At 38.3% G+C, this 26,389-nt stretch carries 23 protein-coding genes; 19 read left to right on the plus strand and 4 right to left on the minus strand.

The genetic code is table 11. From position 1 onward, the window contains the following. Positions 1-9 precede the first annotated feature (9 nt). From AC0L3W_RS16485 to fliD, 11 genes are all read left to right on the plus strand, one after another. Complete coding sequence (locus AC0L3W_RS16485; RefSeq protein WP_290038977.1) at positions 10-786, plus strand: MlaA family lipoprotein; 777 nt, start codon at positions 10-12, stop codon at positions 784-786. Positions 787-845: 59 nt separating this feature from the next. Then, positions 846-1,532 (plus strand): (d)CMP kinase, encoded by a 687-nt coding sequence (cmk, locus tag AC0L3W_RS16490; protein WP_290038978.1) that lies wholly within the window; start codon positions 846-848, stop codon positions 1,530-1,532. 103 nt (positions 1,533-1,635) lie between these two features. Then, a complete protein-coding gene (rpsA, locus tag AC0L3W_RS16495; RefSeq protein ID WP_113817975.1) occupies positions 1,636-3,306 on the plus strand; it encodes a 30S ribosomal protein S1 in 1,671 nt (556 codons plus the stop codon). An 83-nt stretch (positions 3,307-3,389) separates the two neighbouring features. Continuing rightward, positions 3,390-3,677: an integration host factor subunit beta gene (ihfB, locus tag AC0L3W_RS16500; protein ID WP_113817974.1), complete on the plus strand. Its 288-nt coding sequence runs from the start codon at positions 3,390-3,392 to the stop codon at positions 3,675-3,677. Between the two features lie 192 nt (positions 3,678-3,869). Further along, positions 3,870-4,157: a LapA family protein gene (locus AC0L3W_RS16505; RefSeq protein ID WP_290038979.1), complete on the plus strand. Its 288-nt coding sequence runs from the start codon at positions 3,870-3,872 to the stop codon at positions 4,155-4,157. A 6-nt stretch (positions 4,158-4,163) separates the two neighbouring features. Next, positions 4,164-5,336, plus strand: coding sequence for a lipopolysaccharide assembly protein LapB (lapB, locus tag AC0L3W_RS16510; RefSeq protein WP_290038980.1), 1,173 nt, complete (start codon positions 4,164-4,166; stop codon positions 5,334-5,336). A gap of 48 nt (positions 5,337-5,384) precedes the next feature. Then, positions 5,385-6,089 carry an orotidine-5'-phosphate decarboxylase gene (pyrF, locus tag AC0L3W_RS16515; RefSeq protein ID WP_409440023.1) on the plus strand — a complete coding sequence of 235 codons (705 nt, stop codon included), beginning with the start codon at positions 5,385-5,387 and terminating at the stop codon, positions 6,087-6,089. A 29-nt stretch (positions 6,090-6,118) separates the two neighbouring features. Beyond that, entirely contained in the window at positions 6,119-6,805 is a 687-nt protein-coding gene (locus AC0L3W_RS16520) for a MaoC family dehydratase (protein WP_290038982.1), read from the plus strand. Positions 6,806-7,103: 298 nt separating this feature from the next. Beyond that, positions 7,104-8,771, plus strand: coding sequence for a flagellin N-terminal helical domain-containing protein (locus AC0L3W_RS16525; RefSeq protein WP_290038983.1), 1,668 nt, complete (start codon positions 7,104-7,106; stop codon positions 8,769-8,771). Between the two features lie 92 nt (positions 8,772-8,863). Beyond that, positions 8,864-9,247 (plus strand): flagellar protein FlaG, encoded by a 384-nt coding sequence (locus tag AC0L3W_RS16530; RefSeq protein ID WP_409440022.1) that lies wholly within the window; start codon positions 8,864-8,866, stop codon positions 9,245-9,247. Positions 9,248-9,371: 124 nt separating this feature from the next. Next, positions 9,372-11,432, plus strand: a complete 2,061-nt coding sequence (gene fliD / locus AC0L3W_RS16535; RefSeq protein WP_290038985.1) for a flagellar filament capping protein FliD — start codon at positions 9,372-9,374, stop codon at positions 11,430-11,432. 199 nt (positions 11,433-11,631) lie between these two features. On the opposite strand, the gene AC0L3W_RS16540 is transcribed toward fliD, so the two are convergent. Together AC0L3W_RS16540 and fliS are read right to left on the minus strand one after the other, a co-directional pair. Then, entirely contained in the window at positions 11,632-11,931 is a 300-nt protein-coding gene (locus AC0L3W_RS16540) for a hypothetical protein (protein WP_290038986.1), read from the minus strand. A gap of 17 nt (positions 11,932-11,948) precedes the next feature. Continuing rightward, positions 11,949-12,344, minus strand: coding sequence for a flagellar export chaperone FliS (gene fliS, locus AC0L3W_RS16545; RefSeq protein ID WP_290038987.1), 396 nt, complete (start codon positions 12,342-12,344; stop codon positions 11,949-11,951). Positions 12,345-12,717: 373 nt separating this feature from the next. Here fliS and AC0L3W_RS16550 point away from each other — a divergent pair, with 373 nt between their 5' ends. From AC0L3W_RS16550 to AC0L3W_RS16575, 6 genes are all read left to right on the plus strand, one after another. Then, positions 12,718-14,169, plus strand: a complete 1,452-nt coding sequence (locus tag AC0L3W_RS16550; protein ID WP_290038988.1) for a sigma-54 dependent transcriptional regulator — start codon at positions 12,718-12,720, stop codon at positions 14,167-14,169. A gap of 180 nt (positions 14,170-14,349) precedes the next feature. Then, positions 14,350-15,432, plus strand: a complete 1,083-nt coding sequence (locus AC0L3W_RS16555; protein ID WP_290038989.1) for a sensor histidine kinase — start codon at positions 14,350-14,352, stop codon at positions 15,430-15,432. Continuing rightward, entirely contained in the window at positions 15,432-16,856 is a 1,425-nt protein-coding gene (locus AC0L3W_RS16560; RefSeq protein WP_409440021.1) for a sigma-54-dependent transcriptional regulator, read from the plus strand. Before AC0L3W_RS16555 ends, AC0L3W_RS16560 begins: the two co-directional genes overlap by 1 nt. A 135-nt stretch (positions 16,857-16,991) precedes the next feature. After that, positions 16,992-18,011 carry a Fe(3+) ABC transporter substrate-binding protein gene (locus AC0L3W_RS16565; protein WP_290038991.1) on the plus strand — a complete coding sequence of 340 codons (1,020 nt, stop codon included), beginning with the start codon at positions 16,992-16,994 and terminating at the stop codon, positions 18,009-18,011. Then, on the plus strand, positions 18,001-19,635 hold the full coding sequence (locus AC0L3W_RS16570; RefSeq protein WP_409440020.1) for an ABC transporter permease: 1,635 nt from the start codon (positions 18,001-18,003) through the stop codon (positions 19,633-19,635). The genes AC0L3W_RS16565 and AC0L3W_RS16570 overlap by 11 nt, the downstream gene beginning before the upstream one ends. Further along, the gene (locus AC0L3W_RS16575; RefSeq protein WP_290038993.1) at positions 19,635-20,687 is read left to right on the plus strand and encodes an ABC transporter ATP-binding protein; all 1,053 of its coding nucleotides are present in this window, start codon (positions 19,635-19,637) and stop codon (positions 20,685-20,687) included. The genes AC0L3W_RS16570 and AC0L3W_RS16575 overlap by 1 nt, the downstream gene beginning before the upstream one ends. A 99-nt stretch (positions 20,688-20,786) precedes the next feature. Here the strand turns inward: AC0L3W_RS16575 and glnD are convergent, their stop codons facing one another. Both glnD and map read right to left on the minus strand, forming a co-directional pair. Continuing rightward, positions 20,787-23,396: a [protein-PII] uridylyltransferase gene (gene glnD / locus AC0L3W_RS16580; protein ID WP_290038994.1), complete on the minus strand. Its 2,610-nt coding sequence runs from the start codon at positions 23,394-23,396 to the stop codon at positions 20,787-20,789. A 58-nt stretch (positions 23,397-23,454) separates the two neighbouring features. Next, a complete protein-coding gene (gene map, locus AC0L3W_RS16585) occupies positions 23,455-24,243 on the minus strand; it encodes a type I methionyl aminopeptidase (RefSeq protein ID WP_290038995.1) in 789 nt (262 codons plus the stop codon). A gap of 400 nt (positions 24,244-24,643) precedes the next feature. Between map and rpsB the strand changes: the two genes are divergently transcribed. After that, the gene (gene rpsB, locus AC0L3W_RS16590; RefSeq protein ID WP_113817957.1) at positions 24,644-25,375 is read left to right on the plus strand and encodes a 30S ribosomal protein S2; all 732 of its coding nucleotides are present in this window, start codon (positions 24,644-24,646) and stop codon (positions 25,373-25,375) included. Positions 25,376-25,475: 100 nt separating this feature from the next. Beyond that, on the plus strand, positions 25,476-26,345 hold the full coding sequence (gene tsf / locus AC0L3W_RS16595; protein WP_290038996.1) for a translation elongation factor Ts: 870 nt from the start codon (positions 25,476-25,478) through the stop codon (positions 26,343-26,345). The last annotated feature ends 44 nt before the right edge of the window (positions 26,346-26,389 follow it).

Consider the following 26,389-nt stretch of genomic DNA (forward strand, 5'->3'; position numbering starts at 1 on the left):
TGTATCTATATGTTTATACGAATCTTATTGCCAACGCTCCTGTTAATGGTGAGCAGCTCTGCTTTCGCTCAATCTGTTCAGGGCAATAAAGAAACTTACATGAGTGACCCAATTGAACCGGTTAACCGTTTAGTTTGGGACTTTAACTATTACGTATTAGATGATTACATCTATAGACCAGTTACAGAAAGCTATGTTGATTGGGTTCCAAAAGCTGGTCGTGAAGCAATTAATAATGCAGTACAAAACCTAGAAGAGCCTTCAACGATAGTCAACAACTTGCTACAGCTTGAGTTTCAACACGCAACTGATGCTTTTTTCCGTTTTGCATTTAACTCTACATTCGGTGTATTTGGTTTGTTTGATGTTGCTAAGTACGGCGGGGTAGAGCGCCGTAGAGAAAGTTTTAGTAATGTATTAGGTAATTGGTATGTGCCTCAAGGGCCTTATCTAATGGTACCCGTTACAGGGCCAAGCAGCGCACGTATTGTAGTCGGCAGTATTGTCGATAACCTCTATTTCCCAACGACTTACTTTACTTGGTGGCAAACGGCGACTATCTGGATTTTTGATGGTTTGGATGCCCGCTCAAGTGCATTAGGACAAGAAGTATTAGTAGAGCAATCACTTGATTCATATACTTTTGTAAAAGAAGCTTATATTCAGTCGCGCATAAATGCGCTGCATAAAGATAGCAATGAGTTCTTTGAACTTAAGCAGCAATCTGCTGATAAACAAGTGCAAGAGCAAGCGGATCTAAGCGACTTCTTAGATGAAATAGATTAAAGAATTACAGAATAAAATAGTCAATAAACACGTCAGTTAATTACAAGGTTGGACGCAAAATGTCAGTTTCAAATTTAATCACTATTGATGGTCCAAGTGGGTCAGGAAAAGGCACCGTGTGCCATATTTTAGCGAAAAAGCTAAAATGGCATTTGTTAGATAGTGGTGCGTTGTATCGTATATTGGCATTTGCAGCATTAAAAAAACAACTCCCATTAAATGATTCAGATGCGTTAGCTGCATTAGCTTTAACACTTGATGTATCTTTTGTGTCTAATGGCAGTGGTGTAGATACTTTATTAAGTGGCGAAAATATTGGCGATAAATTACGTACTGAAGTGGTAGGACAAGCTGCCTCTGAAGTCGCTTCAATTGAACAAGTACGTGCGGCACTACTTGCTCGTCAACAAGCTTTTTTACAAGCCCCTGGTTTGATCGCTGATGGTAGAGACATGGGAACCGTGGTGTTTCCAGACGCACCAGTGAAAATATTCCTAGATGCGAGCGCTGAAGAACGCGCTAAGCGCCGTTTTAATCAGTTGCAAGATAAAGGGTTTAATGTTAGCATCGCGCAAATTTTAAGCGAAATTAAAGAGCGCGATTATCGCGACCGTAACCGAGCTGTTGCTCCATTACGACCTGCTGATGACGCATTTGTGATTGATTCTACCTCATTAACTATCGATGAAGTGGTTGAGCAAATACTCAACTTGACGGCGCTGAAATTAAAAATTGCAACTGAATAATCAGTTGTGTACTAAAACTACTTCATGGATGAAGTGGTAATCTTTCTTGCCTCCCATACGAATGGACTGTATGTGGTTGTATAAAATAAGTGTGAATAAATAGATGATGGAATCTTTTGCTGAACTATTTGAAGAATCTCTTCAACAAGTAGAAACTCGCCCAGGTACAATTGTTAAAGGTACAATCGTACGTATTAGCAACAACTTAGTATTCGTTGATGCAGGTCTTAAATCTGAAGCTGCTATCCCAGTTGAAGAGTTCAAGAACGCTGCTGGCGAAGTTGAAGTTGAAGTTGGCGATGTTTGTGATGTAGCGTTAGACGCTGTAGAAGACGGTTTCGGTGAAACTAAACTTTCTCGCGAAAAAGCTAAACGTCACGAAGCTTGGATCCAATTAGAGAAAGCGTACGAAGACCAAGAAACAGTTATCGGTGTTATTAACGGTAAAGTTAAAGGTGGTTTCACTGTTGAATTAAACGGTATCCGTGCTTTCCTACCTGGTTCATTAGTTGACGTACGTCCAGTACGTGACACTGCTCACCTTGAAAACAAAGATATTGAATTCAAAGTGATCAAGCTAGACCAAAAACGCAACAACGTTGTTGTATCTCGTCGTGCTGTTATCGAAACTGAAAACAGTGTTGAACGTGATGAACTTCTTGAGAACCTACAAGAAGGTCAAGAAGTTAAAGGTATCGTTAAGAACCTAACTGACTACGGTGCTTTCGTAGACTTAGGTGGTGTAGACGGCCTATTACATATCACAGATATGGCTTGGAAACGCGTTAAGCACCCAAGTGAAATCGTAACTGTTGGTGAAGAAATCAACGTTAAAATCCTTAAGTTTGACCGTGAGCGCACTCGTGTTTCTCTAGGTCTTAAGCAATTAGGTGAAGATCCATGGGTTGCAATCGCTAAGCGTTACCCAGAATCAACTCGTCTAACTGGTAAAGTTACAAACTTAACTGATTACGGTTGTTTCGTTGAAATTGAAGAAGGCGTAGAAGGTCTTGTTCACGTTTCTGAAATGGATTGGACTAACAAAAACATCCACCCATCTAAAGTTGTTAACTTAGGTGATATGGCTGAAGTTATGGTTCTAGACATCGACGAAGAACGTCGTCGTATTTCTCTAGGTCTTAAGCAATGTAAAGCTAACCCGTGGGAAGAGTTCTCTTCAACACACGATAAAGGACAAAAAGTTTCTGGTAAGATTAAATCTATCACTGACTTCGGTATCTTCATCGGTCTTGACGGTAACATCGACGGCCTAGTTCACCTTTCTGACATCAGTTGGGAAGTTGAAGGCGAAAAAGCTGTACTTGACTACAAAAAAGGCGACGAAATCGAAGCTGTTGTATTACAAGTTGACCCAGAGCGCGAACGTATTTCTCTAGGTATCAAGCAAATCGCTGCTGACCCATTCAATAACTACCTAGCAGAATTCAAGAAAGGTGCTATCGTTACTGGTACTATCTCTGAAGTTGATGCTAAGGGTGCTACAGTTACTCTTACTGAAGGCGTTGAAGGTTACATCCGTGTTGCAGATATCTCACGTGACCGTATCGAAGATGCATCTACAGTACTAAAAGCTGGTGAGTCTGTTGAAGCTAAATACGTAGGTGTTGATCGTAAGAATCGCGTAATCAGTCTATCTATCAAAGCGAAAGATGAAGCTGATGAGAAAGATGCTATCGATAGCTTGAAGCAACAAGACGAAGCAAGCATGGGTAATGCAATGCTAGACGCGTTTAACGCTGCTAAAGGTAAATAATTAAATGTGGCTGTTAACAGCCACGTTTAAAGCATTAACCTGGAGTCTTTTTTAATTTGTATTCACATAATACGAGGTAAGTTATGACTAAGTCTGATCTAATCGAAAGGCTAACCAGCAAACACTTTCAATTGTCGGTTAAAGAAGTTGAAGATAGTGTAAGAGAAACATTAACTCTGATGACGAACTCTCTCGCTTCTGGCGAAAGAATTGAAGTAAGAGGTTTTGGTAGTTTTTCTTTACATTACCGTGCCCCACGTATCGGCCGTAATCCTAAAACAGGTGATAAGGTTGAATTGGGGGGTAAATATGTTCCGCACTTTAAACCGGGTAAAGCGTTGAGAGAACGTGTTAATGCGTTAAATACCTAAATATCCAAATGGTGCCGAAAGGCACCATTTTTTTACTTGTCTATTTTTACCTGCTTTTATCATCCCTTTTCTTATAACTGTATTAATTTGATCACTATCTGAGTCGATAATCATAAACGAAGCATATCAATGATTTATTCCCTGATTGATTTATAATACACTCAGTACTTCTGTTCTTGTGTGGGTATCAGTATGAAAAGATTTCTAACTATATTAATCACAGTGATATTTTTTATTATCGTGATTGTATTAGGTTTACAAAACCAACAGTCGGTTACATTTAATTATCTTATTGCGCAAAATGATTTACGCTTATCAACCTTATTAGCGGTTATATTTTCCTTTGGTTTTATAATTGCGTTGTGTCTTGGTAGCTATTTCCACCTCGCTTTAAAAATGAAATGTCGCCAATTGAATAAATTGAATATAAAGCAGCGCCGAGAGTTGAATGATTTACGTGACCGTATCGAAAAAGATTAATTCTTAGTGCAAGAAATATTCTTCCTCCTACTCCCCGTAGCTGCCTTTTATGGCTGGTACATGGGCGTGCGTAGCGTTTATCAAAAGAAACAAAAGAAAGGTAATCAGCTAAGCAGGGAATATGTGCAGGGGTTAAATTTCCTGTTAAATGAACAGCCGGATAAAGCGGTTGATCATTTTATTGCTTTGCTTGATGTTGATGATGAAACCATTGAAACACATCTTGCTCTGGGTAATCTATTTCGCCAAAACGGTGAAGTTGACCGCGCTATTCGCATCCATCAAAATTTGATTGCTAGGCCTTCTTTGACACTAGAACAACGTGACTTAGCTATGCTGCAATTGGGTAAAGACTTTTACCAATCAGGTTTGTTCGATCGCAGTGAAGAAACCTTTATTCAACTCAAAGAGTCTCCTGAATACAGACAAGTTGCACTTGAGAATCTGTTACTTATTTATCAACAATTAAAAGATTGGCAAGAAGCGATTAATTGCACTGAGCAAATGGATAAGATAGGCAAAGCACAGGCTAAGCCAAGAACCTTATCCTATTTATATTGTAGTTTGGCTGATCAAATGAAAAAGCCTGAACAACAAAAGCAAGCGGTAAAGCTATACCAAAAAGCATTAGTGACCTTTCCAAAATGTATTCGTGCTTGTTTAGCAATGGCTGATTATTATGAGCAAAACCAGCAATTAGATAAAGCCTTACAGATATTAGAGCAAGTTCCTGAACTAGATATAGACTTTACAGAAGTCATCTTAGAAAAGTTGCACACACTACATAAGCAAGCCAATACTGAGCAAGAGCTAATGTTGTATTTGAAGCGAATTATCCAATTAGGTGCTGGCGCAAGTGCGGTTATTTTGCTGGCTAAATTGATTGCAGAATTTCAAAGCATTGAAAAAGCCCAAACCTTTATGTTACAAGAGCTGCGCCGCAACCCAACAATGAAAGGCTTTAATCATTTGATGACTTATCATCTGAGTTTAGCACAATCAGATAATGAAAAAGAGAGCCTGTTATTTTTACATAAATTAGTAAGCGAACAGATTACCTTTAGACCTCAATATCGCTGTCAAAAATGTGGCTATTCCACTAAGAAATTATTTTGGCAATGTCCATCCTGTAAAAGTTGGGGACGAATTAAACCAATTAGAGGTTTAGATGGCGAATAAATATGTTAGTAATAAAAAATTAGTTAACCCTCTAAGATAGGAAAAGAGATGAGTCAATCAGTCGACCCAAAAGTTGTTATTGCTTTAGATTATGATAACAAAGCACAAGCACTTGCGTTTATCGAGCAGCTAGATCCAACCACTTGCCGTTTAAAAATTGGTAAAGAGATGTTTACCCATTTTGGACCTGAATTTGTACAATTATTAGTCTCTAAAGGTTTTGATATTTTCCTTGACCTAAAATTCCATGATATTCCAAATACAGTCGCTAAAGCAGTAAAAGCAGCTGCGGATCTAGGAGTCTGGATGGTAAATGTACATGCTAGTGGTGGCCGTAGAATGATGGAAGCTGCTAAAGCTGTTTTAGAACCTTACGGTGATAAAGCGCCATTATTAATTGCAGTAACAGTATTAACAAGCATGGACCAAAGTGACTTGACTGAGTTAGGTATTAACTTGACACCTGCTGAGCAGGTTAAACGTCTTGCTTTACTCACTAAATCGTCTGGCTTAGATGGGGTGGTTTGCTCTTCACATGAAGCTGAAGAATTAAAAGCCTTACTAGGTGACGAATTTAAGTTAGTAACGCCTGGTATACGCCCAGAGGGAAGTGATGCCGGTGACCAGCGTCGTATTAAAACACCTAAGCAAGCAATCGATAGCGGCTCTGATTACTTAGTGATTGGTCGACCTATTACACAGGCTGAAGATCCTGTTACTGTGCTAAATAATATTAACGATTCATTAAGATAAATTTAGATCGTTATGGAAGCTCAAGCTCTATGAAAAAAATCGATATTAATAAATATAAAACAGAATTCATGCAAAAGATTGCGTTTGATTTTAAGCAATGGATGTCACCAGCAGTGCGCGATTATTATGCGCTGTTTTTAAAAACAACACATTATAAAAGAGCTCACCTTTTAGCTTGGATTAAAGAATATTCGGTTTTAGAAAATGGGCGTTCTGTAAAAGTTGCACAACAACCTATACAAGTTTCATCAGAAGCTCGAGAATTGTTTTTATGCTTACAAACTAAAATTGGTGAAGAAGTTCACGTGGGGGAATGGTTAACAATTACCCAGGATAGAGTTGATCAATTTGCCAATGTAACAGGTGATCATCAGTGGCTTCATAATGATGTTGAACGAGCGCAGAAAGAGTCTCCTTTTAAAACGACTATTGCCCATGGTTTCCTAACATTGTCATTATTACCTTATTTGACAGATAGTGTTGATCCAGAGCGTCCAGCATATGCGAATGCCAAAATGACGGTTAACTATGGGTTAAATAAAGTACGCTTTCCTTACCCTGTTAAAACTGGTTCAGTCATTCGAGCGCATAGTCGTTTAATTAAAGTTTCTCCTATTAAACGAGGCCTTGAGATCGAAAAAGAGATCTCTGTTGAGATCCAAGGGACACGTCGACCAGGATGTGTTGCGGTCTCAGTTGTACGTGTTTACTTTTAATTCAAATAGTTAGATTTAAAAATTGATAGATAAGGCGTTGGATCTGAAGATTCAGCGCCTTTTTTTATGGTTAAAAAATATTAATTAATTTAATAAAAGGGCTAAAGATCTTTTTCCGATGGTCGATATAGTAATTAAGTCTGAACATTGACTGCTTTAACAAGGAACCGTTAACAGAAAGTAATTAATCAAAAACATTAAAGTTATTTTTTAAGCGGTCGATAAAACACTATGACAAACAATTACAACTAACTTCATTATTATGAATTTTAGAAAGATATAAACCAAGGAGCTCATCATGGCATCAGTAGTAAACACAAATGTAATGTCGCTTAATGCACAACGTCAATTAGGCAAAACGCAAGCAGCATCAAACCAAGCAATGGAACGTTTATCTTCTGGCTTGCGTATTAACAGCGCAAAAGATGACGCTGCTGGCTTAGCAATTTCAACGGGAATGAATTCTCAAATTAAAGGTTTAACGCAAGCTGTTCGTAACTCGAATGATGGTATCTCAATGGCACAAACTGCTGAGGGTGCGATGGATGAAATGACTAACATCCTACAACGTATGCGTGAGCTATCTGTACAGTCTGCCAATGATACAAACTCTTCATCTAACCGTCAGGCAATCCAAGAAGAAGTTGATCAACTACATGATGAACTTGACCGTATTGCTAATACCACTGAATTTAATGGTAAGAAATTATTAGATGGTTCTGCGGGGACTGCAACATTACAAATTGGTGCAAACGAAGGACAAACATTAAGTTTTTCTATCGATTCTGTATCAACTAATGATCTTGGCTTAAACGGTGGTTTAAACAAAGGTGAACTTAATGGTGGTCGTGTTGCAGCTGCAACAACAGGCACTGCTGGTGAAATGTTAGTAAATGGTGTTGATATCCCTGCATCTGAAAGTGGATCAGCAACTGATATTGCAAAAGCAATTAACCTTAAAACAGCTGAAACGGGTGTAACTGCAAGCGCATACAATGTTATTCAAGGTAGTGATGAAAGCACAACAGTAACAGGTGTTACTAACGGTATGACTATTCAAGTGGGTACTAATTCAGCAATAGAATTAGGTGCAACATCTTCAATGGATAGCTTAGTTGAAACAATTAACCGTGATGTATCTGGTGTTACCGCTTCTTTAGGCGATAATGGTGAGTTAATCATGACTAACGACACGGGTGAAGATATCACCGTTGGTGGTGGTCAAGGTGCTTCAACAGGCGTGACTGATGGTACTTACACTGGTTACATTGCACTAGACAGTGCTGATGATAAAGCTATCTCTGTGACGGGGACTGCGACAGCTAATGCTGGTTTCACTGTAGCGAATGGTGCAGATGCTATCACTGGTGGAGTTGCAACAACGGCCAACATTACTGAAGCAGATAAATTACAAATCAATGGTGTTGATATTGGTCCAGCAACACTTGCTACAGATGCTGACGTAATTGCACATATTAACTCTTACTCAGATCAAACAGGTGTAACTATTTCAGGTACAGCTGCAGCAGGTTACCAATTCTCTGCTGAAGATGGTGTTGGTATTGAAGTAACGTCAAGTGCTTCTACGCAAGCAGGTCGTACTGCTGCACTAACAACCTTGGGTATGCAGAGCGAAATGGGTGGTAAAGTAATTGATAGCCTAGGTACAAATGTATCAACGATGAACAGTGCTTCAAATACGATTACTAAAGTGGATGATGCGTTATCTAAAATCAGTTCTTCACGAGCTGGCTTAGGTGCGATTCAAAACCGTTTAGATTCTACTATCTCTAACTTAGAAAATGTTTCTCAAAACTTATCTGCATCTAACTCTCGTATCCAAGATGCTGACTTTGCTTCAGAAACATCTAATATGAGTAAAGCACAGATATTACAACAAGCAGGTACATCTATGCTTTCACAAGCTAATTCATCTGCTCAAAGTGTATTATCACTACTTGGTTAATCCATTAGGATGGCTACTAAGTAATTGATTTAATAGCCTCCTATCGATTAGGGGGCTTTCTTGCTTATTAGATACGATAAAAGAGGTTGATTATGTCAGAGCTCAATAGCGTGATTCCAATGACGGGATATCAAACAGCGAAAATAGATAAACCAATGACGTCTGTTAGTCAGGTGATGGATAGTTTAACTCAAAATATTAGAGGTGAAAAAAAATTTACCGATGAGTATACGGAAACAGCAACGCCACTTAGTGCAGAAGAAATAGCCAAAACAGTACAAGAAATGAATGATTTTTTGCATGATATGAAACGTAATTTATCATTTTCAATAGATGATGAGTTAGGTAAAAGTGTCATTATTGTTAAAGATTCAGATAGTGATGAGGTGATTCGACAGATCCCTTCAGAGGAGTTAGTGGTCTTGCGTAAAAAGATGGATGACGTAGCCGGTATTTTATTTGATACTAAAGTATAAATAACTGCTGAATCTAACTAAAATTATGTTCAGTTGTAGTATTTCAAATACTATTATGGCTTAGTTTTTGCTTACTTTTATATATAAGTGTACAGCAAAAAAAACAGAGTAATGAGGAACAACAATGACATCGATTACATCAACAGGCCTAGGTTCTGGTCTTGATATTAATAACATCGTTACTGCCATTGTTGCAGCGGAAAAAGATCCCGCTGCTGCTTCCATATTAGCTGATACCACAGAAGCCACTGAAAAGATCTCCGCTTTTGGTACCATCAACAGTGCGCTCTCAGATTTCCAAGATTCCTTTGCTGATTTATCTCGTGCTTCCACCTTTTCTGCGACGAGTGCCACTAGTAGTGATGAATCGATCTTAACCACAACCTTGGGGCTAGGTGCTGAAACAGGTAGTTGGAGTTTTGAAGTTAAACAACAAGCTAAAGCACAAACCATCGCCTCTTCTCCCGATAAATCTTATTCTGAAGCGACTTCTCAAGTGGGCACAGGCATCATTAGTTTGAGTTATGGCACTTACAATGACGATGGCTCATTTTCTATTAACCCCAATAAACCTGTTGAAACCTTAACCATTGATGCTGAGAATAACTCTTTAGATAAGATGCGCGATACCATCAATGAAGGCGACTATAGCGTTTCCGCGTCATTAATTAATGACGGCAATAATTACCGCTTAGTGTTAATTAATAAGGAGACGGGTGAAGAAAATGCCATGCAACTAACCGTTGAAGATGATGATGGTATTAATAACGACGGTACAGGGTTATCAGCCTTTACTTTTACCAGCGACACTAAAAATATGCAGCAAACCTCTGTTGCTCAAAATGCAATAATGGTTATGGATGGGATTGAAATTAGCCGTCCAAGTAATAACATCACTAATGTGATTGAAGGTGTAACGCTGAATATTGCCGGTGAGACGGAACCAAACTCCAAAGTGTCACTTACTATTGTGCCTGATATGAGTACAGTAGAAGAGCAGATTTATGCTTTTGTTGAAAATTATAATGGCACTATTAAGCAAATGAATGCTTTAAGCAACTATGGAGCAGATGTAAGAAGTAATGGTATTTTAAGTGGCGACTCAACGGTACGAAACATTAAAGGGCAAATGCGTGATATTTTAAACACTAACATCTCACATCTTGATGGTAGTGTGCGCAGTTTCGCCGATTTAGGTATGTTAACGAATCGTGATGGTACTTTAGCGTTAGACGCTGAAAAGTTAAATAAGATCATGAATACCGATATGCAAAGTGTTGCTGACTTCTTCACCGCTTCAGGTGGCGCGACAGATAGTTATATTGATTATGAGAGTAAAGGGCGCTCAACGGTACCTGGTTCTTATGATATTGCCGTAACAAAATTAGCAAGCAGAGGTGAATTAACTGCTTCATCTGCTATTTCTGTTCCCTTCAGTATTGATCAAGATAATGATAGTTTTAAAATGCGTTTAGATGGCTACTTATCTGGTGATATTGAGCTGGCTTCAAAAACCTATGACACTATTGAAGAGTTTACTACAGAGTTACAATCCAAAATAAATTCAGATCCTAACTTCGTCGAAAACAATTTAAATGTCAGTATTCTAGAAAATGCAGGCATGATTTCTATTGTTTCTAATGCTTATGGTTCTATGTCTACAGTCGCAATAACCGAGATAGAAGATCCTAGTTTCTTTTCTTCACAGTTAGGTTTAACGGTTGCGGGCGGAGTCGCTGGTGAAAATGTTGAAGGGTTAATTGATGGAAAAGCCGCGTCAGGTCGAGGCCAATTTTTAGAGTCAACAGAGGGCAAGTCAAAAGGGTTAAAAGCCGAAGTCACAGGCGGGGAGCTAGGAGATAGAGGTAAGATATCCTATTCTCAAGGCATTAGTTCAATGCTCAATAGTATGCTCGATGGCATTATTGACTCTAATGTAAGCTCGTCGGACGGTGATATCGATGTCAGTGGCTCTACTATTGATACTAAATTTGATTCTCTATACAAACAAATTGGTTCGTTGCAGGAAGAAAAAGAGAGTTTAACCTTCCGAATGGAGAATCTAGAAGAGCGCCTATATTCACAATTTAATGCCATGGATACCGCTGTTTCTAATCTCAATTCCATGAAAGACTATTTGAAATCTGCCTTAGATGCGCTGCCAGGGTATACGAAAGAGAAATAAGCTCAACTAGCCGTTAGGCAGGAGAGTGCCGCACATAACTATTGTGCGACTAAAATCAGTCTAATCCATTAAATATGTTCTCTATATCTTGTGTATAAAAAGTGTAAGTGACATAAATAATGGTTGTCTTTATGAAACTTACCACACAGAAATATGTAGTTATAAGCTGTTAAATAACGCTGCGAGGAGTAAGTAAATATTATTTATAAGCTTTTATCTTTTTCTTATTTCGCTGTAGGATAAGCGATTTTTCCTTAAGATCTAGACTGATACCTTCAGCTCTCTGTTGCAATGTATTAAGACTTTCTTGCAGCCGTTTAAGTGGGGCAATCACATCTAGTAATTGCTCCTCTGTATAGCTATCCACACAAGTTTTTAGTTGATTTCCAAAGATCTCTTGCTGTTGCAAAAACTGCTCATATTGTTGTTCATCTAATAATTTATGAAGGTGCTTTTCCGATTCTAGTAACCTATCGATACTTGCTTGTACATTGGTCATGAGGGCCTACTGAATGATTAACGATTATATTGTTGACGTATATCTAATGGAATCCCATCCCAACCAGATTTAATTTCAGTAATTAATTTAAGTACTTCTGTTAATGGCTCAGCATCATTTTGACGATTTGCTTGATTAACTCGGCGGATCATATAAGCGTATAAGTCATAAAGGTTAGTGGATATTTCCCCGCCTTTTTCCATGTCTAAACTATTTTGTAATTCGCCAATAAGCCCAATCACTCGTGTCAGCATAGTATTTCTATTTTCAATTTCTTTACGCTCTATAGCCCCTTTGGCACCGGCTAAGTTTCCCTGTATATGCTGCATGATCAAAGAGACTAAAGTATGAGGATCTGCTTGCTCAATGTTATTCATATTCGAGTTTTTATATTGTTGAAGCGAACGACGCATATTACTTTCCTTGCTAAAAAACAGTTAATCTATGATATTTTTATGTATGTCTAATATTAAAAAAACAACAATTGATAGTTGCAGCTATTTTATTTAGCAGCAATTTTGCCTATTTTAGTGCTAGACATGCTTTGTAACATATTTCAAAAGCCAGTTTTATGACTTATTAAGATTTATAGCAATACTTAAGCAAAAATCAGGCCTATTCTATAGTTTATATGGTTAAAATATTTTTCTATGTATACTATTCAACCATATAATAATTATTTTAAGTGTCATTTTACGGTCATTGTCATCTTTTTGACGATTTTACATGCAATAATAAAAAATTACTCTACACTAAGAGGTAGTTTAATTTTTATGGATATTAATTATGCAGCAACGAGCTTCAATTTATTTAGTCGATACCACAACGGAACAAACAGCAATATTAGAAACCGTTTTACAATTTGTTGGGGAAACTTATCAAATTATAAGTATTGAAGATCTCGAAAAGCAGTTAGCTGAAAGTCCTGCCCTAGCAATTATATATGGTGACCAAGCGAGTCATCTTGATGCTGCACTATTACGCTTCCCCAAAGTCCCTTTTATTAGCTTTTCTGGAGATGTAACAGATCTCGATAGCAACCATATTGGTGTGCTAAGTGTGCCTATTGTTTATTCTGAATTAACGCAATTGTTACATTACTGCCAAAACTTCTTGAATCCTAATCATCAGTTAAGCAAAGCCAATAAATATTTGATTACGTCTTTAGTTGGTAAAGGGCGTCGTATTCAAGAGATTCGTTATCTAGTTGAGCAGGTGGCGGAAAGTAACGCTAATGTATTGGTGTTAGGGGAGTCGGGTACAGGAAAAGAAGTTGTCGCTCGAGCAATACATGAAGTATCAAACCGTAAAAAAGGTCCATTTGTTCCTGTTAACTGCGGTGCTATCCCTGCTGAGTTGTTAGAAAGTGAATTATTTGGCCATGAAAAAGGAGCCTTTACCGGTGCATTTTCTTCGCGTAAAGGACGTTTCGAATTGGCAGAAGGCGGTACATTATTTTTAGATGAAATTGGTGATATGCCAATGCCAATGCAAGTCAAGTTGTTACGCGTATTACAAGAGCGCACTTTTGAGCGTGTTGGTGGAACCAAGTCGATTCAGGCTGATGTAAGAGTAGTAGCTGCTACACATCGCAATTTAGAAGAAATGATTATCGAAGGAACTTTCCGAGAAGATCTTTTTTATCGTTTAAATGTCTTCCCGATCGAAAAACCTGCTTTACGTGATCGGCAAGAAGATATTCCTCTATTACTACAGGAGCTTTTATCTCGTTTAGAGGGTGAGCATAAGGCTACATTACGCTTTACTCAGCGTGCATTAGACTCATTAATGCAACATAGCTGGCCGGGGAACGTCCGTGAATTATCTAATTTATTAGAGCGTCTATTGATTTTACACAGTAATAAAATCATTGATATTACCGAGTTACCAGTCAAATACCGTTATTCGGATAATCAAGGTGAAGTGCTAGATCAAGTACAATATAGTGTGGAACAAGAAGAATTAATGGAGCGTGATGCTTTATCTGGTATGTTTGGTGGTACACCTATTTTATCTGATGAAAGTGAGGCAGAGGAAGAGTCATTGGGGTTTTTAGGGCATTTACCAGCTGAAGGGATGAATTTAAAAGATAAGCTGGTGGAGTTTGAAATTGAGATGATTCGACAAGCGATCGATTCGCAAGATGGTGTGGTGTCACATGCCGCAGAGTTATTGTCAATGCGTCGTACGACTCTGGTTGAAAAAATGAAAAAATATGGCCTGAATAAAGAAATGTAATCTCGTTAATTAACCTTATTTGAGTTTCCTAGAACCGTACTCTTTAGTACGGTTTTTTTATTTTTAATACTGTCATTTTTATGGCGATTTATTTTTATCTACTTGTAAATTAATAGGATTTTTTGGTTGGCATAATAACTGCTTAGTACTGGTATCTGTACTTGTTTATTAGGTGTCGCCATGACCATATCGCAATCAACTCAAGAATCATCGTTACAAACAGAAAGCTATGTAGGGGAACTAGAGCAACTTCGTGCTCAGGCTAACTACATGGATCAGTTGTACAATGAATTACCTTCTGGTTTGATTGTCATTGATGGCAATGGAATCGTTGAACAAGCTAATCGTGTTGCGATACAACTATTAGGGGAGCCATTAGAGAATATGCCTTGGAGGGATATTATCAAACGCTCATTCAGCCCTAAAAATGACGATGGTCATGAAATATCCTTAAAAAATGGTCGCCGTATTCAGCTTTCTATCTCTTCATTAGAGGGGCAACCAGGGCAACTTATCCTACTGACTGATTTAACGCATACTCGCCAATTACAAGAGCACGTCGCGACCTTAAAGCGCTTGTCTTCATTAGGAAAAATGGTGGCGTCATTAGCACATCAAATCCGAACTCCTTTATCAGCAGCCATGTTATATGGTGCTAATTTAGCGAATAAAACACTTAATGAAACTGCTCGTGCACGCTTTCAAGGTAAGTTGATGAATCGTTTACAAGACTTAGAAACGCAAGTGAATGATATGTTGTTATTTGCACGTAGTGGTGAGCAAAAAATTGTAGAAGAGGTATCCGTTGCTGCCCTGTTAGAAGAAGTTAAGAATGCCAGTGATGCGATGATGTTGAGTGTCTCTGGTAATCTGCAATGCAAATTACCAGATCCAGATCTGTTTATATTAGCGAATAAAAATGCGCTCACTAGTGCGATGACCAATTTGATTTCAAATGCCGTAGAAGCAACCGGACAAGGTGCTCATTTGTATATTGGTGCGATACAGCGAGGTGAAGATAAAATTGAAATTTCAGTGATGGATAACGGACCTGGTATCGAAAAACAACGCTTAGCTAAAGTGATGGAAGCTTTTTATACCACTAAATCACAAGGTACTGGATTAGGCTTAGCGGTGGTGCAAGGTGTGGTTCAATCCCATAAAGGGACTGTTGAAGTTAAATCTGAAGTCGGGAAGGGCAGTTGTTTCACTCTGGTGCTACCACTTCATCGTGTGCAATTAAGTAAAGTGGTAGGAGCGTAATGATGAATCATAATAAATCACAAGGTAAATTATTAGTTGTAGAAGATGATGCTGGATTACGCGAAGCCTTAATTGACACATTATTATTGGCTGGTTACGACTGTCAAGAAGTCGACAGTGCTGAATCAGCATTGATAGAGCTCGGTAAATCAACCTTCGATCTGGTCGTCAGTGACATTCAAATGGGAGGAATGAGTGGTTTAACCCTGCTGCAAAACATTAAAAGCAAATACCCAGAAACACCTGTGTTATTGATGACGGCCTACGCCACCATTGACGATGCGGTAAAAGCAATTCGTGATGGTGCAATAGACTATTTGGCAAAACCTTTTTCTCCGGAAGTCTTATTAAACCAAGTAAGTCGTTATGCGCCTGTGCATAAAGTGCCTTCTTGTACACCAGTATTTGGCGATCCTTCTACAGCTGCCTTATTAAGTGTGGCAGAAAAAGTCGCAGCAACAGATGCGTCAGTAATGATCACTGGGCCAAGTGGATCAGGTAAAGAAGTGTTATCACGATATTTACATGATAAGTCTGCACGTAAAGATAATCCTTTTATTGCGATTAACTGCGGCGCTATTCCTGAAAACATGCTGGAAGCGACTTTGTTTGGTTATGAAAAAGGCGCATTCACTGGTGCGATTCAAGCTTGTCCAGGTAAATTTGAACAAGCACAAAATGGTACGATTCTATTAGATGAAATAACTGAAATGCCGCTTGAATTACAGGTTAAGTTATTACGCGTATTACAGGAGCGAGAAGTAGAACGTTTAGGATCCCGTAAAACGATTAAATTGAATATTCGTGTATTAGCAACAAGTAACCGAGATCTTAAAAAAGCCGTAGAAGCAGGTGTTTTTCGAGAAGATTTATATTATCGCCTTAATGTATTCCCATTACAGTGGTTACCTTTACATCAACGTAAAGGTGATATTTTACCTTTAGCAAAGCATTTACTTGCTGGTCATGCCACTGACCAAGGGCTACCGATTCCTCAGCTATCTGAACAAGCACAACAGTTGTTAATTAACTATATCTGGCCGGGTAATGTCCGCGAATTGGACAATGTCATGCAACGAGCACTTATTTTGTCCGTGGGGGATATTATTGAGTGTGAAACGTTAATATTGGAAGATCAGCAATTTGAACATATATTGCAACCGACATTAATAGATGCACCGGTTTTTTCTGTTACGGATAATGCTGCACCTATGCACAAAAAACAGGCTCAATCGGAACTTATAGCCAGTGATGATGGTTTAGGGCAAGGGTTGAAGCAACAGGAACAAAAGATGATCTTGGATGCGTTACAAACTTGTCGCGGTAAACGTAAAGATGTTGCTGAATTATTAGGGATAAGTCCACGAACATTACGTTACAAAATTGCACGTATGAAAGAACAAGGAGTTGCCTTACCCGCTTAGTACTTTGAAGATAAGCTATGTTAATTATAAATAATTACTGAAACGAGAGATTACGACAGTTTATGTCTTGAAAATAAGAACTATTATCAATAGAATGGTGTGAAATTAATTCACTACTTATTTAAAGGAAGAAATATGTCTATTAAAAAAGGCCTAACTATTTTACTTGCTGGTGCCTCTGTATTAACTAGCTCGCTCTCTTTTGCAGCGGAAGAGGTCAATGTATATTCTTATCGCCAGCCCTTTTTAATTGATCCCATGATGAAAGAGTTCACTGCTGAAACAGGTATCAAAGTGAATATTTTATTCGCTAAAAAAGGTTTGATTGAGCGTATTAAACGCGAAGGTCAATTATCGACAGCTGATATAATGTTAACTTCAGATTTCAGCCGCTTAGCACTATTCACTGAAGATGGTTTAGCTCAACCAGTGGAAAGTAAAATTTTAGATAAAAATATCCCTGCTAAATTCCAAGGCGAAAATAAGCAATGGTTTGCACTTACTAGTCGAACTCGTAATATTTATTCTTCTGTTGAACGTGTTGGCCCTGCTCCTGATATTACTTATCAAGACCTTGCTACGCCGGCTTTTAAAGGCAAAGTGTGTATGCGTTCAGGTAAACATCCGTACAATGTTTCTTTATTAGCTTCTATTATTGCTCATGAAGGTGAAGCTAAAGCTAAAACATGGTTAGAAGGTTTAAAAGCTAATTTAGCTCGTAAACCACAAGGTAATGACCGTGCACAAGTGAAAGCAGTTAAAGAAGGGTTATGTGATTATGCATTAACTAACAGCTATTACCTTGGTAAAATGCTAAATGATCCAAAACAAGTATCTTGGGCTGAATCAGTGCATATTAACTTCCCTAATCAAGCAACAACTGGTACTCATATGAATGTCAGTGGCGTTGCGTTAGTTAAGCATGCTCCTCACAAAGAGAATGCTATTAAATTGATGGAATTCTTATCAGGTGATGTTGCGCAAAAAATGTATGCTGAAATTAATTACGAATACCCTGTTAAAACTGGTGTAAAAGCATCAGAATTAGTTGCATCTTGGGGAGAATTTAAAGAAGATGAGATTAAATTATCAGAGGTAGCTGCACAACATAAAGCAGCTATTAAGTTACTGGATGAAGTGAAATTTGATCTCTAAATCGTTCAACCCATACAAGTTACTGCCTTGGGCAGTAACTTGTATTTTGTTATCCCCTGTTCTTGCTATTTTTTTAAACGCTTTCAGCTTCGATGAAAGTGGTAGTTTTGAACACCTTCTAAATACCGTATTACCTACCTATATTAGTAATTCTGTCCTAGTTATCGTTTCTGTTGTATTGATTAGTATTGTTTTTGCCCTGCCTTGTGCGTGGTTTGTTGCTTGCTGTGAATTCCCTACTAGGCAAAAGTTGCAATGGATTTTAATGCTACCTTTAGCCATGCCACCTTATATTGTAGCCATTGTATATACAGACTTATTAGATTTTGCCGGTCCTGTTCAGCTTGCTTTACGAGGCTGGTTTGGTTGGCAGTCAATTGATGATTATTACTTTCCTGATATCCGTACCTTGTTTGGTGCTTCATTTATTTTAGCGTTATCACTTTTTCCTTATTTGTATTTGTTGTTACGCGGGGCTTTTTTAACTCAGTCTGCCGGCTTATTTCAAGCCGCGAGAACATTAGGTTTATCGCCTTATCGTGCCTTTTGGAGGGTTAGTATTCCTCTTTCACGATCTGCGATGGCAGTGGGTATTTCATTAATCGCAATGGAAACATTAGGTGATTTTGCTACTGTTAATTATTTTGCAGTGCATACACTAACCACTGCTATTTATGATACCTGGCTCGAGTTAGGTAGTTTAACAACTGCAGCGAAGATATCGTCACTGATGTTATTAGTTTTAGTTATCTTGATCTCATTAGAAAATTATAGCCGTCGTAAACAGCAAGTTTATCAACGTAATAGTAGCGGCAGTACGGATTTGCGTTTTTATTTAACGGGATGGAAAAAGTGGGGCGTTTTGCTCTTCACTTGGTCTTTATTGGGCTTATCTTTATTTATCCCGATCGGTACTTTAATCTATTATGCTTTTCATTATTTTAGTGAATCATTAAATGACCAATTATTTAGCTATACCCTAAATAGTTTATGGTTAGCCTTTTTAGTTGCCATTTTGGCACTGCTGGTGGCCCTTATTGTTAATTTCTATCAGCGTTTAAGCCCAGGAGTCTTTGCCAAGTCTAGTATTCGTTTATCTTCGTTAGGGTATGCTGTTCCAGGCACCGTGGTTGCTATTGGCGTATTAATACCACTGACGAGTCTTGATCTATTATTAAATGATCTGTTAATTAAATGGGATGTATCACCGGTAGGGTTAATCTTTTCTGGGTCATTAGTCATTTTAGTGTTGGGTTATTTAGTGCGTTTCAGTGCTATCGCTGTCGGTAGCGTTGACAGTAGCTTAGTACAAGTGTCGCCTTCATTGGATTTAGCGTCTAGAACCCTAGGTAATGGACCTGCAAAAACGCTGTGGCGTGTTAATATCCCGCTGATAAAAAAAGGTTTATTAACCGCTTTTATTTTAGTGTTTATAGAATCAATGAAGGAATTACCTGCGGCGTTATTATTGCGCCCCTTTAATTTTGAAACATTGGCTACTTATGTATACCAATATGTCTCTGATGAGATGATAGAATACGCCGCTTTACCAGCGTTAATGATTATTGCATTAGGCTTAATTCCATTTATTGTAGTGAACCGTTTGTTGGAGCAAAAGCATTAATGAGTGCGTTAAATATTCAAAATTTAAGTTGTGCGTATCAAAAAACGCCTGTATTGGCGGAATTAGATCTCACTTTAGAAAATAACGAGATTGTTTGTCTTTTAGGTGAGAGTGGCTGTGGGAAGACAACTTTATTACGAGCGGTTGCAGGATTACAAGCTGAGCTTACCGGAAATATTAGTATCCAACAAAAAGTACTGAACGACCCACAAATCAATATGCCACCAGAGCTTAGAAAAATAGGGCTTATTTTCCAAGATTATGCGTTGTTTCCGCATTTAAATGTATTTGATAATGTGGCCTTTTCCTTGGCAACTAATATGCCTAAAAGTGAAAAGCAACAACGTGTTGAAGAAGTGTTACATTTGGTACAACTCAGTGAAATGGGCAAACGTTTTCCACATCAATTGTCAGGTGGGCAGCAGCAGCGCATTGCTATCGCACGTGCATTAGCTTATCAACCTGATTTGATGCTATTGGATGAGCCTTTCTCTAATCTGGATCAGCACGTTCGTTTTCAGCTCATTCATGAAATTCGTCATCTGTTTAAGCAACGTCAAATGAGTGCTTTATTTGTTACTCACTCTAAAGAGGAAGGTTTTGCCTTTGCTGATCGTATTGCATTGATGAAGTCGGGGAGAATAGTGCAAATCGATACCCCACAAAAGTTATATCGAGCACCTAATTCAGCTTATGTTGCCGACTTTATGGGACAGGCGAATTATATTGGCTTGAGCATACTAGATGATTACAGCTATCAAAGTTGTTTTGGTGTGCTATACACGCAAGGTAAAATAACACAACCTAAAGAAGCAGAATTACGCCTTTTATTAAGACCTGAACATATCGATATCACACCTGATGAAAGTGGTGAGGCTGTTGTTAAGCAAGTCGCCTTCCAAGGATCTTCTCAGCAGATCACTGCGCAATTTTCAGGGCAGGACTTTTTGATTAAGTACAGCAATCATACTTGCGATAGTGTTTTCTTCCAAGAAGGGGATAAAGTAACTTTAAGCTTACTGAACCATGACTTTGTTGTGTTTGCTGATTAAATCTGTGATTAACTTTTTAATCTTTAGTTTATCACTTAGTAAAAAGCCAGTGTTTAGAGCACTGGCTTTTTACTATGGTTCTTGATCACATGCTGAGTCTTATGTACTTGGACTTAATTCATACATTAGGCTAGTTTTTAAGGCGTCTTCCTGTTCCTTAGTTAACGCATCACCTTCAACAGTGGAAACGATGAACAAATCTTCTGCTCTCTCACCAATCGTAGTAATTTTTGCTGTATCCAACATTAAACCATGCTCTACAAATACTGTGCCTATATTCGCTAGGATACCTGGTGCATCAAAGGCAACCACTTCAATTTGTGTGCGTTTGCGGCGTGTAGGTAAAAAGGTAATTTGAGGTTCAAATTTAAAAGGCCTTTTTACTCGCTCTAAACGAATAATATTAGAGTTAACTATGTGGGGCTTTAATAATGTATCAATGATCGCTTCTTTTACGCGTTGGATCTTATCAACATCAATATGCTCACCATCTTCTTCTAATACAGTAAATGTGCTGAGTGAATAATTATCACGGCTCGATAGAATTTTTGCATCCTGTACACTGAGTTTTTTATTATCTATTTCAGTAACCACTGATGAAAACAGCGTTCGAATATCTTTACTATAAACAAATATTTCACTACCACGTGTGTTTTCGGTGCTAATTAATACCAAAGGACGCTCGTGATCTTGATGTGCTAACAAATGCTTAGTATGCCAACAGATTTGTGCCGAGGTATAACGGAAAAAATAGTTAAGTCTAAAGCGTTTCCATAAAGGGCGAACTTGCGCTTCACTAATACCTTGCTCGGCTAAAATGGCTAGGGCTTTAAATTGGCGATCTCGAATTCTGTCTCGAACATCAGGCGGGTTTTCTAAACCACGGCGTAACATGGTTAAAGTCTTATAGTATAAGTCACGTAATAGGGACGCTTTCCAGCTATTCCACGTATCTTCATTAGTCGCACAGATATCAGCAACAGTAAGGCAATAAAGTAAATTAAGGTGTTTCTCATCTCTTACTGTTTTAGCAAATTCAATGATCACATTAGGATCACTAATATCACGGCGTTGTGCCGTTACTGACATGGTTAAATGATGTTCAACTAACCAAGCCACTACTTTGCTTTCATAGCGGGTTAAACCATGCAAACCACAAAATGCTAAAGCATCAACAGCACCTAATGTAGAGTGATCTCCCTGTTGACCTTTGGCGATATCGTGGAAAATTGTCGCTAAAAACAGTAGTTCTGGCTTTTCTAAGTTCTTGAATATTTCGTGAGCTAAAGGATGCTCAACTTTACTATTAGGGTAATTATTAATTAACTTAGCAAGTTTGTGTGTATGTGCATCTACTGTATAAGCATGGAATAGGTCAAACTGCATTTGCCCCACAATACGGCTCCATTGTGGTATATAAGCAGCCAATACACCATGTTCATACATTAAAGTAAAAGGTAAGCCCATGCCTCGAGGATGCTTGATAATCTCCATAAATACCGAACGGCACTCCGGGATATTTTGTAGCCAATGGGTCAAACATCTACGTGCTTCACGTAACTCTCTTAAGGTTGCTGAGTAGATGCCTTTGATACGTGTATCATCTGCGATATGAACAAATAATTGAATAATAGCTTCTGGGTTTTCTTGAAAATAGCCCGAGGTGGTCAATTCAATTTTATTTCCGCGAATTCTAAAGTGTTCGTCAATTTCATGAAACTCTGTTGCAACATTACCTAAGATCGCTTCATCAAAGTATTGTAATAGCATTTCATTAAGCTCTTTAACGCGACGAATGGTTTGATAGAACATTTTCATCATCTGTTCTACGGCTTCATTACGTTGTCCGGTATAACCTAATAACTTGGCTACATCACTTTGAAAATCAAATAATAAGCGGTTATCTGGACGGTTAGTCACGGTATGCAGAGCAAAACGAATTGTCCATAATTGCGATTGGCAGTCACTGATTTCATGGTATTCAGCTTGGGTAATATAACCGTATGAGGTTAGTTCTAATAAGCTTTGTGCATCAAAATGGCGTTTAGAAACCCAAGCGATGGTTTGAATATCTCGTAAACCACCACAACCATTTTTAATATCAGGTTCTAGTGTATAACCGTCACCTCGGCAATTTTTATGGCGACCAAACTGCTCTTCTTTTTTGATGGTGAAAAACTTATCCGATGGCCAAAAGTCATCTTCAGCAATCACTTCTTGTAGCTTATCAAAGGTTTGTTGGTTACCTTTTAATAATCGAGACTCGATCATGCTGGTGGCAATAGTAATATCTGCTTTGCCTTGCTCGATGCAATCTTGAATGGTGCGTACGCTATTACCTACATCGAGCTTTAAATCCCAGAGCAAGGTGATTAACTGGCCTATTTTTTCTTCAGAAGCTTGGCTAAAACCATGGTCTGAGAGTATTAATACGTCAATGTCAGACTTTGGATGTAACTCACCTCGGCCATACCCTCCAACTGCTAATAAACTTAGATCGTAACTTTCATCTAGTCCCACTAGATCCCATAGTCGACCCAGTAGTTCATCCACATACAGTGCACGCATAGCTACAATATCGTTAATATGTTGTTTAGCCTTAAACTGTTCAAGTTGCCAGTCAGAAAATGCTTGGAGATGATTTTTGAGAAAAGGAATCGTTAGATCTTGTGGTTGAATATTTATCGGAGAATATTGTTCAAAGTCCATTTAAAGCCTCGATATTATAGCCCGCACACAAGAGAGTGCATGCAGGCTGTTTTTACGTTTATGCTGGGTTAATAATACGCTCTATTGTCTCTTCAGGACGTAATGTTAAAATTTCAACCCCCGTCTCTGTTACTAATAAAGTATGTTCCCATTGTGCAGATAGTTTTTTATCTTTAGTAACAACTGTCCATTCATCACGAAGTACTTTACAGTCGCGTTTACCGGCATTCAACATAGGTTCAATAGTAAAACATTGTCCTGCTTTTAATACTTCGCCAGTGCCTTTTTTACCGTAATGTAATACTTGTGGTTCTTCGTGGAAACCTGCACCAATACCATGGCCACAATATTCACGTACGATTGAGTAGTTGTGATTTTCAGCATGTTTTTGAATCGCGGCACCGATATCGCCTAAACGTACACCAGGTTTAACCATATTAATACCAATGTATAAGCATTCCTGTGCAACACGAGATAGACGTTCAGCAAGAATAGTTCCTTTACCAACCATGAACATTTTTGATGTGTCACCGTGGTAACCGTCTTTGATTACAGTGATATCAATGTTCAGGGCATCGCCGTCTTTTAATGGTTTGTCATTTGGAATTCCATGACATACAACGTAGTTTAATGAAGTACAGATTGATTTAGGAAAACCGTGGTAATTTAAAGGTGCTGGAATACCACCTTGTACATTGACTATATAGTCGTGACAAAGTTGATTCAACTCATTGGTTGTTACACCTTTCTTAATATGCGGTTCAATCATAGTTAATACATCAGCTGCTTGTTGACCTGCAACACGCATTTTCTCTATTTCTTCTGGGGTTTTGATTAGTCCTGCCATGAGAGTTCTCTACACTTTTTTGAATAAAAATTTATAGCGTAACTATAAAGAATTTTGAGCGTTGGTGCTAGACAAAATAATAGCAACCCTGTTTAAACCAAAGGACTCATTACTATTAAATTACCGACTCAAAAAAAATATTATTCGATACGCTATTTATTGAGCTAATTGGGTAACTATGGTATAAAGCGCACCGAGATTGATAGATTAATTTTTTGGTCGCTTTCTCAAATAATCCAGATAATCTGTTCAGCATCTATAAAATATTGAATATTAAAGATTATTATTTAAATAACACACACGCATCGACACGTCACTCGGGGTGCCTTTTTCTGTTTAAGAAATAAATGGTCGAGTGTATGGGATGTGTGGAGGCCTAACCCCTTAAGAGGAAATTCAAATGGCAACAGTATCAATGCGCGATATGCTACAAGCAGGCGTTCACTTCGGTCACCAAACTCGTTACTGGAACCCAAAAATGAAACCATTCATTTTTGGTGCTCGTAATAAAGTTCATATCATTAACCTTGAAAAAACAGTTCCAATGTTTAACCAAGCGCTTAACTTCTTAGAAGCTAAAGCAGCTAAAAAAGGTAAAATCCTTTTTGTTGGTACTAAACGCGCAGCTTCAGAAGCTGTTAAAGAAGCTGCTATTTCATGTGATCAATTCTACGTTGATCACCGCTGGTTAGGTGGTATGTTGACTAACTGGAAAACAGTTCGTCAATCGATCAAACGTTTGAAAGATCTTGAAACTCAAAGCCAAGACGGTACTTTTGACAAGTTAACTAAGAAAGAAGCGCTAATGCGTACTCGTGAATTAGAAAAACTTGAAAAAACACTTGGTGGTATCAAAAACATGGGTGGTATCCCAGATGCAATCTTCGTAATCGATGCAGATCACGAGCACATTGCAATTAAAGAAGCGAATAACCTAGGTATTCCAGTTATCGCTGTTGTAGATACTAACTCTTGCCCAGATAACATCGATTACATCGTTCCTGGTAATGATGATGCTATCCGTGCAGTTAAGCTTTACTTAAGTGCAGCTGCTGAAGCTGTTAAAGAAGGCCGTACTGCTGAAGTAGTAGTTGCAGAAGGTTTTGTTGAAGAAGAATCAGCTGAGAAATAAGTTCTTCTAATAATAGAAGCTCTTATTAACCAATCATTGGTTGGTTATCAGGGGTCTTTATGACCCCTTTTTTATAGAACTAATAACAGGAATTTATACAATGGCTATTACAGCTCAGCAAGTTAAAGAACTTCGTGACCGCACAGCTGCGGGTATGATGGATTGTAAAAAAGCATTAGTTGAAGCTGATGGTGACATCGAGCTTGCAATTGAAAACATGCGTAAATCAGGTGCAATTAAAGCAGCTAAAAAAGCAGGCCGTATTGCTGCTGAAGGTGCTATCTTTGCTAAAACTGACGGTACTACTGCATTAATCATCGAAGTAAACTGTGAAACAGACTTCGTTGCAATGGATAAAAGCTTCTTAGCATTTGCTGAAAAAACTGCTGATATCGCACTTGCAAACAAAGTTGATTCAGTTGAAACACTAAATGCACTTGCATATGACGACGTTACTGTTGATCAAGCTCGTGAAAACTTAGTTGCTAAAATCGGTGAAAATATCTCTGTACGTCGTTTACAAATCGTTGAAGGTGAAAACCTAGGCGCTTACGTACATAGCCGTAAAATCGGTGTTATCTCTGTGCTAACTGGCGGTGACGCTGAATTAGCTAAAGATATTGCAATGCACGTTGCAGCTGCTGCTCCTCAGTTTGTTAAACCTGAAGATGTACCAGCAGACGTAGTTGCTAAAGAAAAAGAAATTCAATTACAAATCGCGATCGAAAGTGGTAAGCCTGCTGAAATCGCAGAGAAGATGGTTAATGGTCGTATGGCTAAATTTACTGGTGAAGTAAGTTTAACTGGTCAATCTTTCATTAAAGACCCATCAATCTCTGTTGCTAAACTTCTTAAAGGTGCAAATGCAGACGTTGTCTCTTTTGTTCGTCTAGAAGTTGGTGAAGGTATTGAGAAAAAAGAAGAAGATTTTGCTGCTGAAGTTGCTGCAACAATGGCTGCTGCTAAGTAATCTACTTCAAAAACAATAGGTAATGTTTAACACATAGACCGTTG

It is taken from the genome of Psychromonas sp. KJ10-5, from assembly GCF_055808325.1.

Bases quoted from the DNA above. Each gene is read 5' to 3' on its own strand.
- AC0L3W_RS16485 (WP_290038977.1), top strand. From the start codon at position 10: ATGTTTATACGAATCTTATTGCCAACGCTCCTGTTAATGGTGAGCAGC.
- cmk (WP_290038978.1), top strand. From the start codon at position 846: ATGTCAGTTTCAAATTTAATCACTATTGATGGTCCAAGTGGGTCAGGA.
- rpsA (WP_113817975.1), top strand. From the start codon at position 1,636: ATGATGGAATCTTTTGCTGAACTATTTGAAGAATCTCTTCAACAAGTA.
- ihfB (WP_113817974.1), top strand. From the start codon at position 3,390: ATGACTAAGTCTGATCTAATCGAAAGGCTAACCAGCAAACACTTTCAA.
- AC0L3W_RS16505 (WP_290038979.1), top strand. From the start codon at position 3,870: ATGAAAAGATTTCTAACTATATTAATCACAGTGATATTTTTTATTATC.
- pyrF (WP_409440023.1), top strand. From the start codon at position 5,385: ATGAGTCAATCAGTCGACCCAAAAGTTGTTATTGCTTTAGATTATGAT.
- AC0L3W_RS16520 (WP_290038982.1), top strand. From the start codon at position 6,119: ATGAAAAAAATCGATATTAATAAATATAAAACAGAATTCATGCAAAAG.
- AC0L3W_RS16525 (WP_290038983.1), top strand. From the start codon at position 7,104: ATGGCATCAGTAGTAAACACAAATGTAATGTCGCTTAATGCACAACGT.
- AC0L3W_RS16530 (WP_409440022.1), top strand. From the start codon at position 8,864: ATGTCAGAGCTCAATAGCGTGATTCCAATGACGGGATATCAAACAGCG.
- fliD (WP_290038985.1), top strand. From the start codon at position 9,372: ATGACATCGATTACATCAACAGGCCTAGGTTCTGGTCTTGATATTAAT.
- AC0L3W_RS16540 (WP_290038986.1), bottom strand. From the start codon at position 11,931: ATGACCAATGTACAAGCAAGTATCGATAGGTTACTAGAATCGGAAAAG.
- fliS (WP_290038987.1), bottom strand. From the start codon at position 12,344: ATGCGTCGTTCGCTTCAACAATATAAAAACTCGAATATGAATAACATT.
- AC0L3W_RS16550 (WP_290038988.1), top strand. From the start codon at position 12,718: ATGCAGCAACGAGCTTCAATTTATTTAGTCGATACCACAACGGAACAA.
- AC0L3W_RS16555 (WP_290038989.1), top strand. From the start codon at position 14,350: ATGACCATATCGCAATCAACTCAAGAATCATCGTTACAAACAGAAAGC.
- AC0L3W_RS16560 (WP_409440021.1), top strand. From the start codon at position 15,432: ATGATGAATCATAATAAATCACAAGGTAAATTATTAGTTGTAGAAGAT.
- AC0L3W_RS16565 (WP_290038991.1), top strand. From the start codon at position 16,992: ATGTCTATTAAAAAAGGCCTAACTATTTTACTTGCTGGTGCCTCTGTA.
- AC0L3W_RS16575 (WP_290038993.1), top strand. From the start codon at position 19,635: ATGAGTGCGTTAAATATTCAAAATTTAAGTTGTGCGTATCAAAAAACG.
- glnD (WP_290038994.1), bottom strand. From the start codon at position 23,396: ATGGACTTTGAACAATATTCTCCGATAAATATTCAACCACAAGATCTA.
- map (WP_290038995.1), bottom strand. From the start codon at position 24,243: ATGGCAGGACTAATCAAAACCCCAGAAGAAATAGAGAAAATGCGTGTT.
- rpsB (WP_113817957.1), top strand. From the start codon at position 24,644: ATGGCAACAGTATCAATGCGCGATATGCTACAAGCAGGCGTTCACTTC.
- tsf (WP_290038996.1), top strand. From the start codon at position 25,476: ATGGCTATTACAGCTCAGCAAGTTAAAGAACTTCGTGACCGCACAGCT.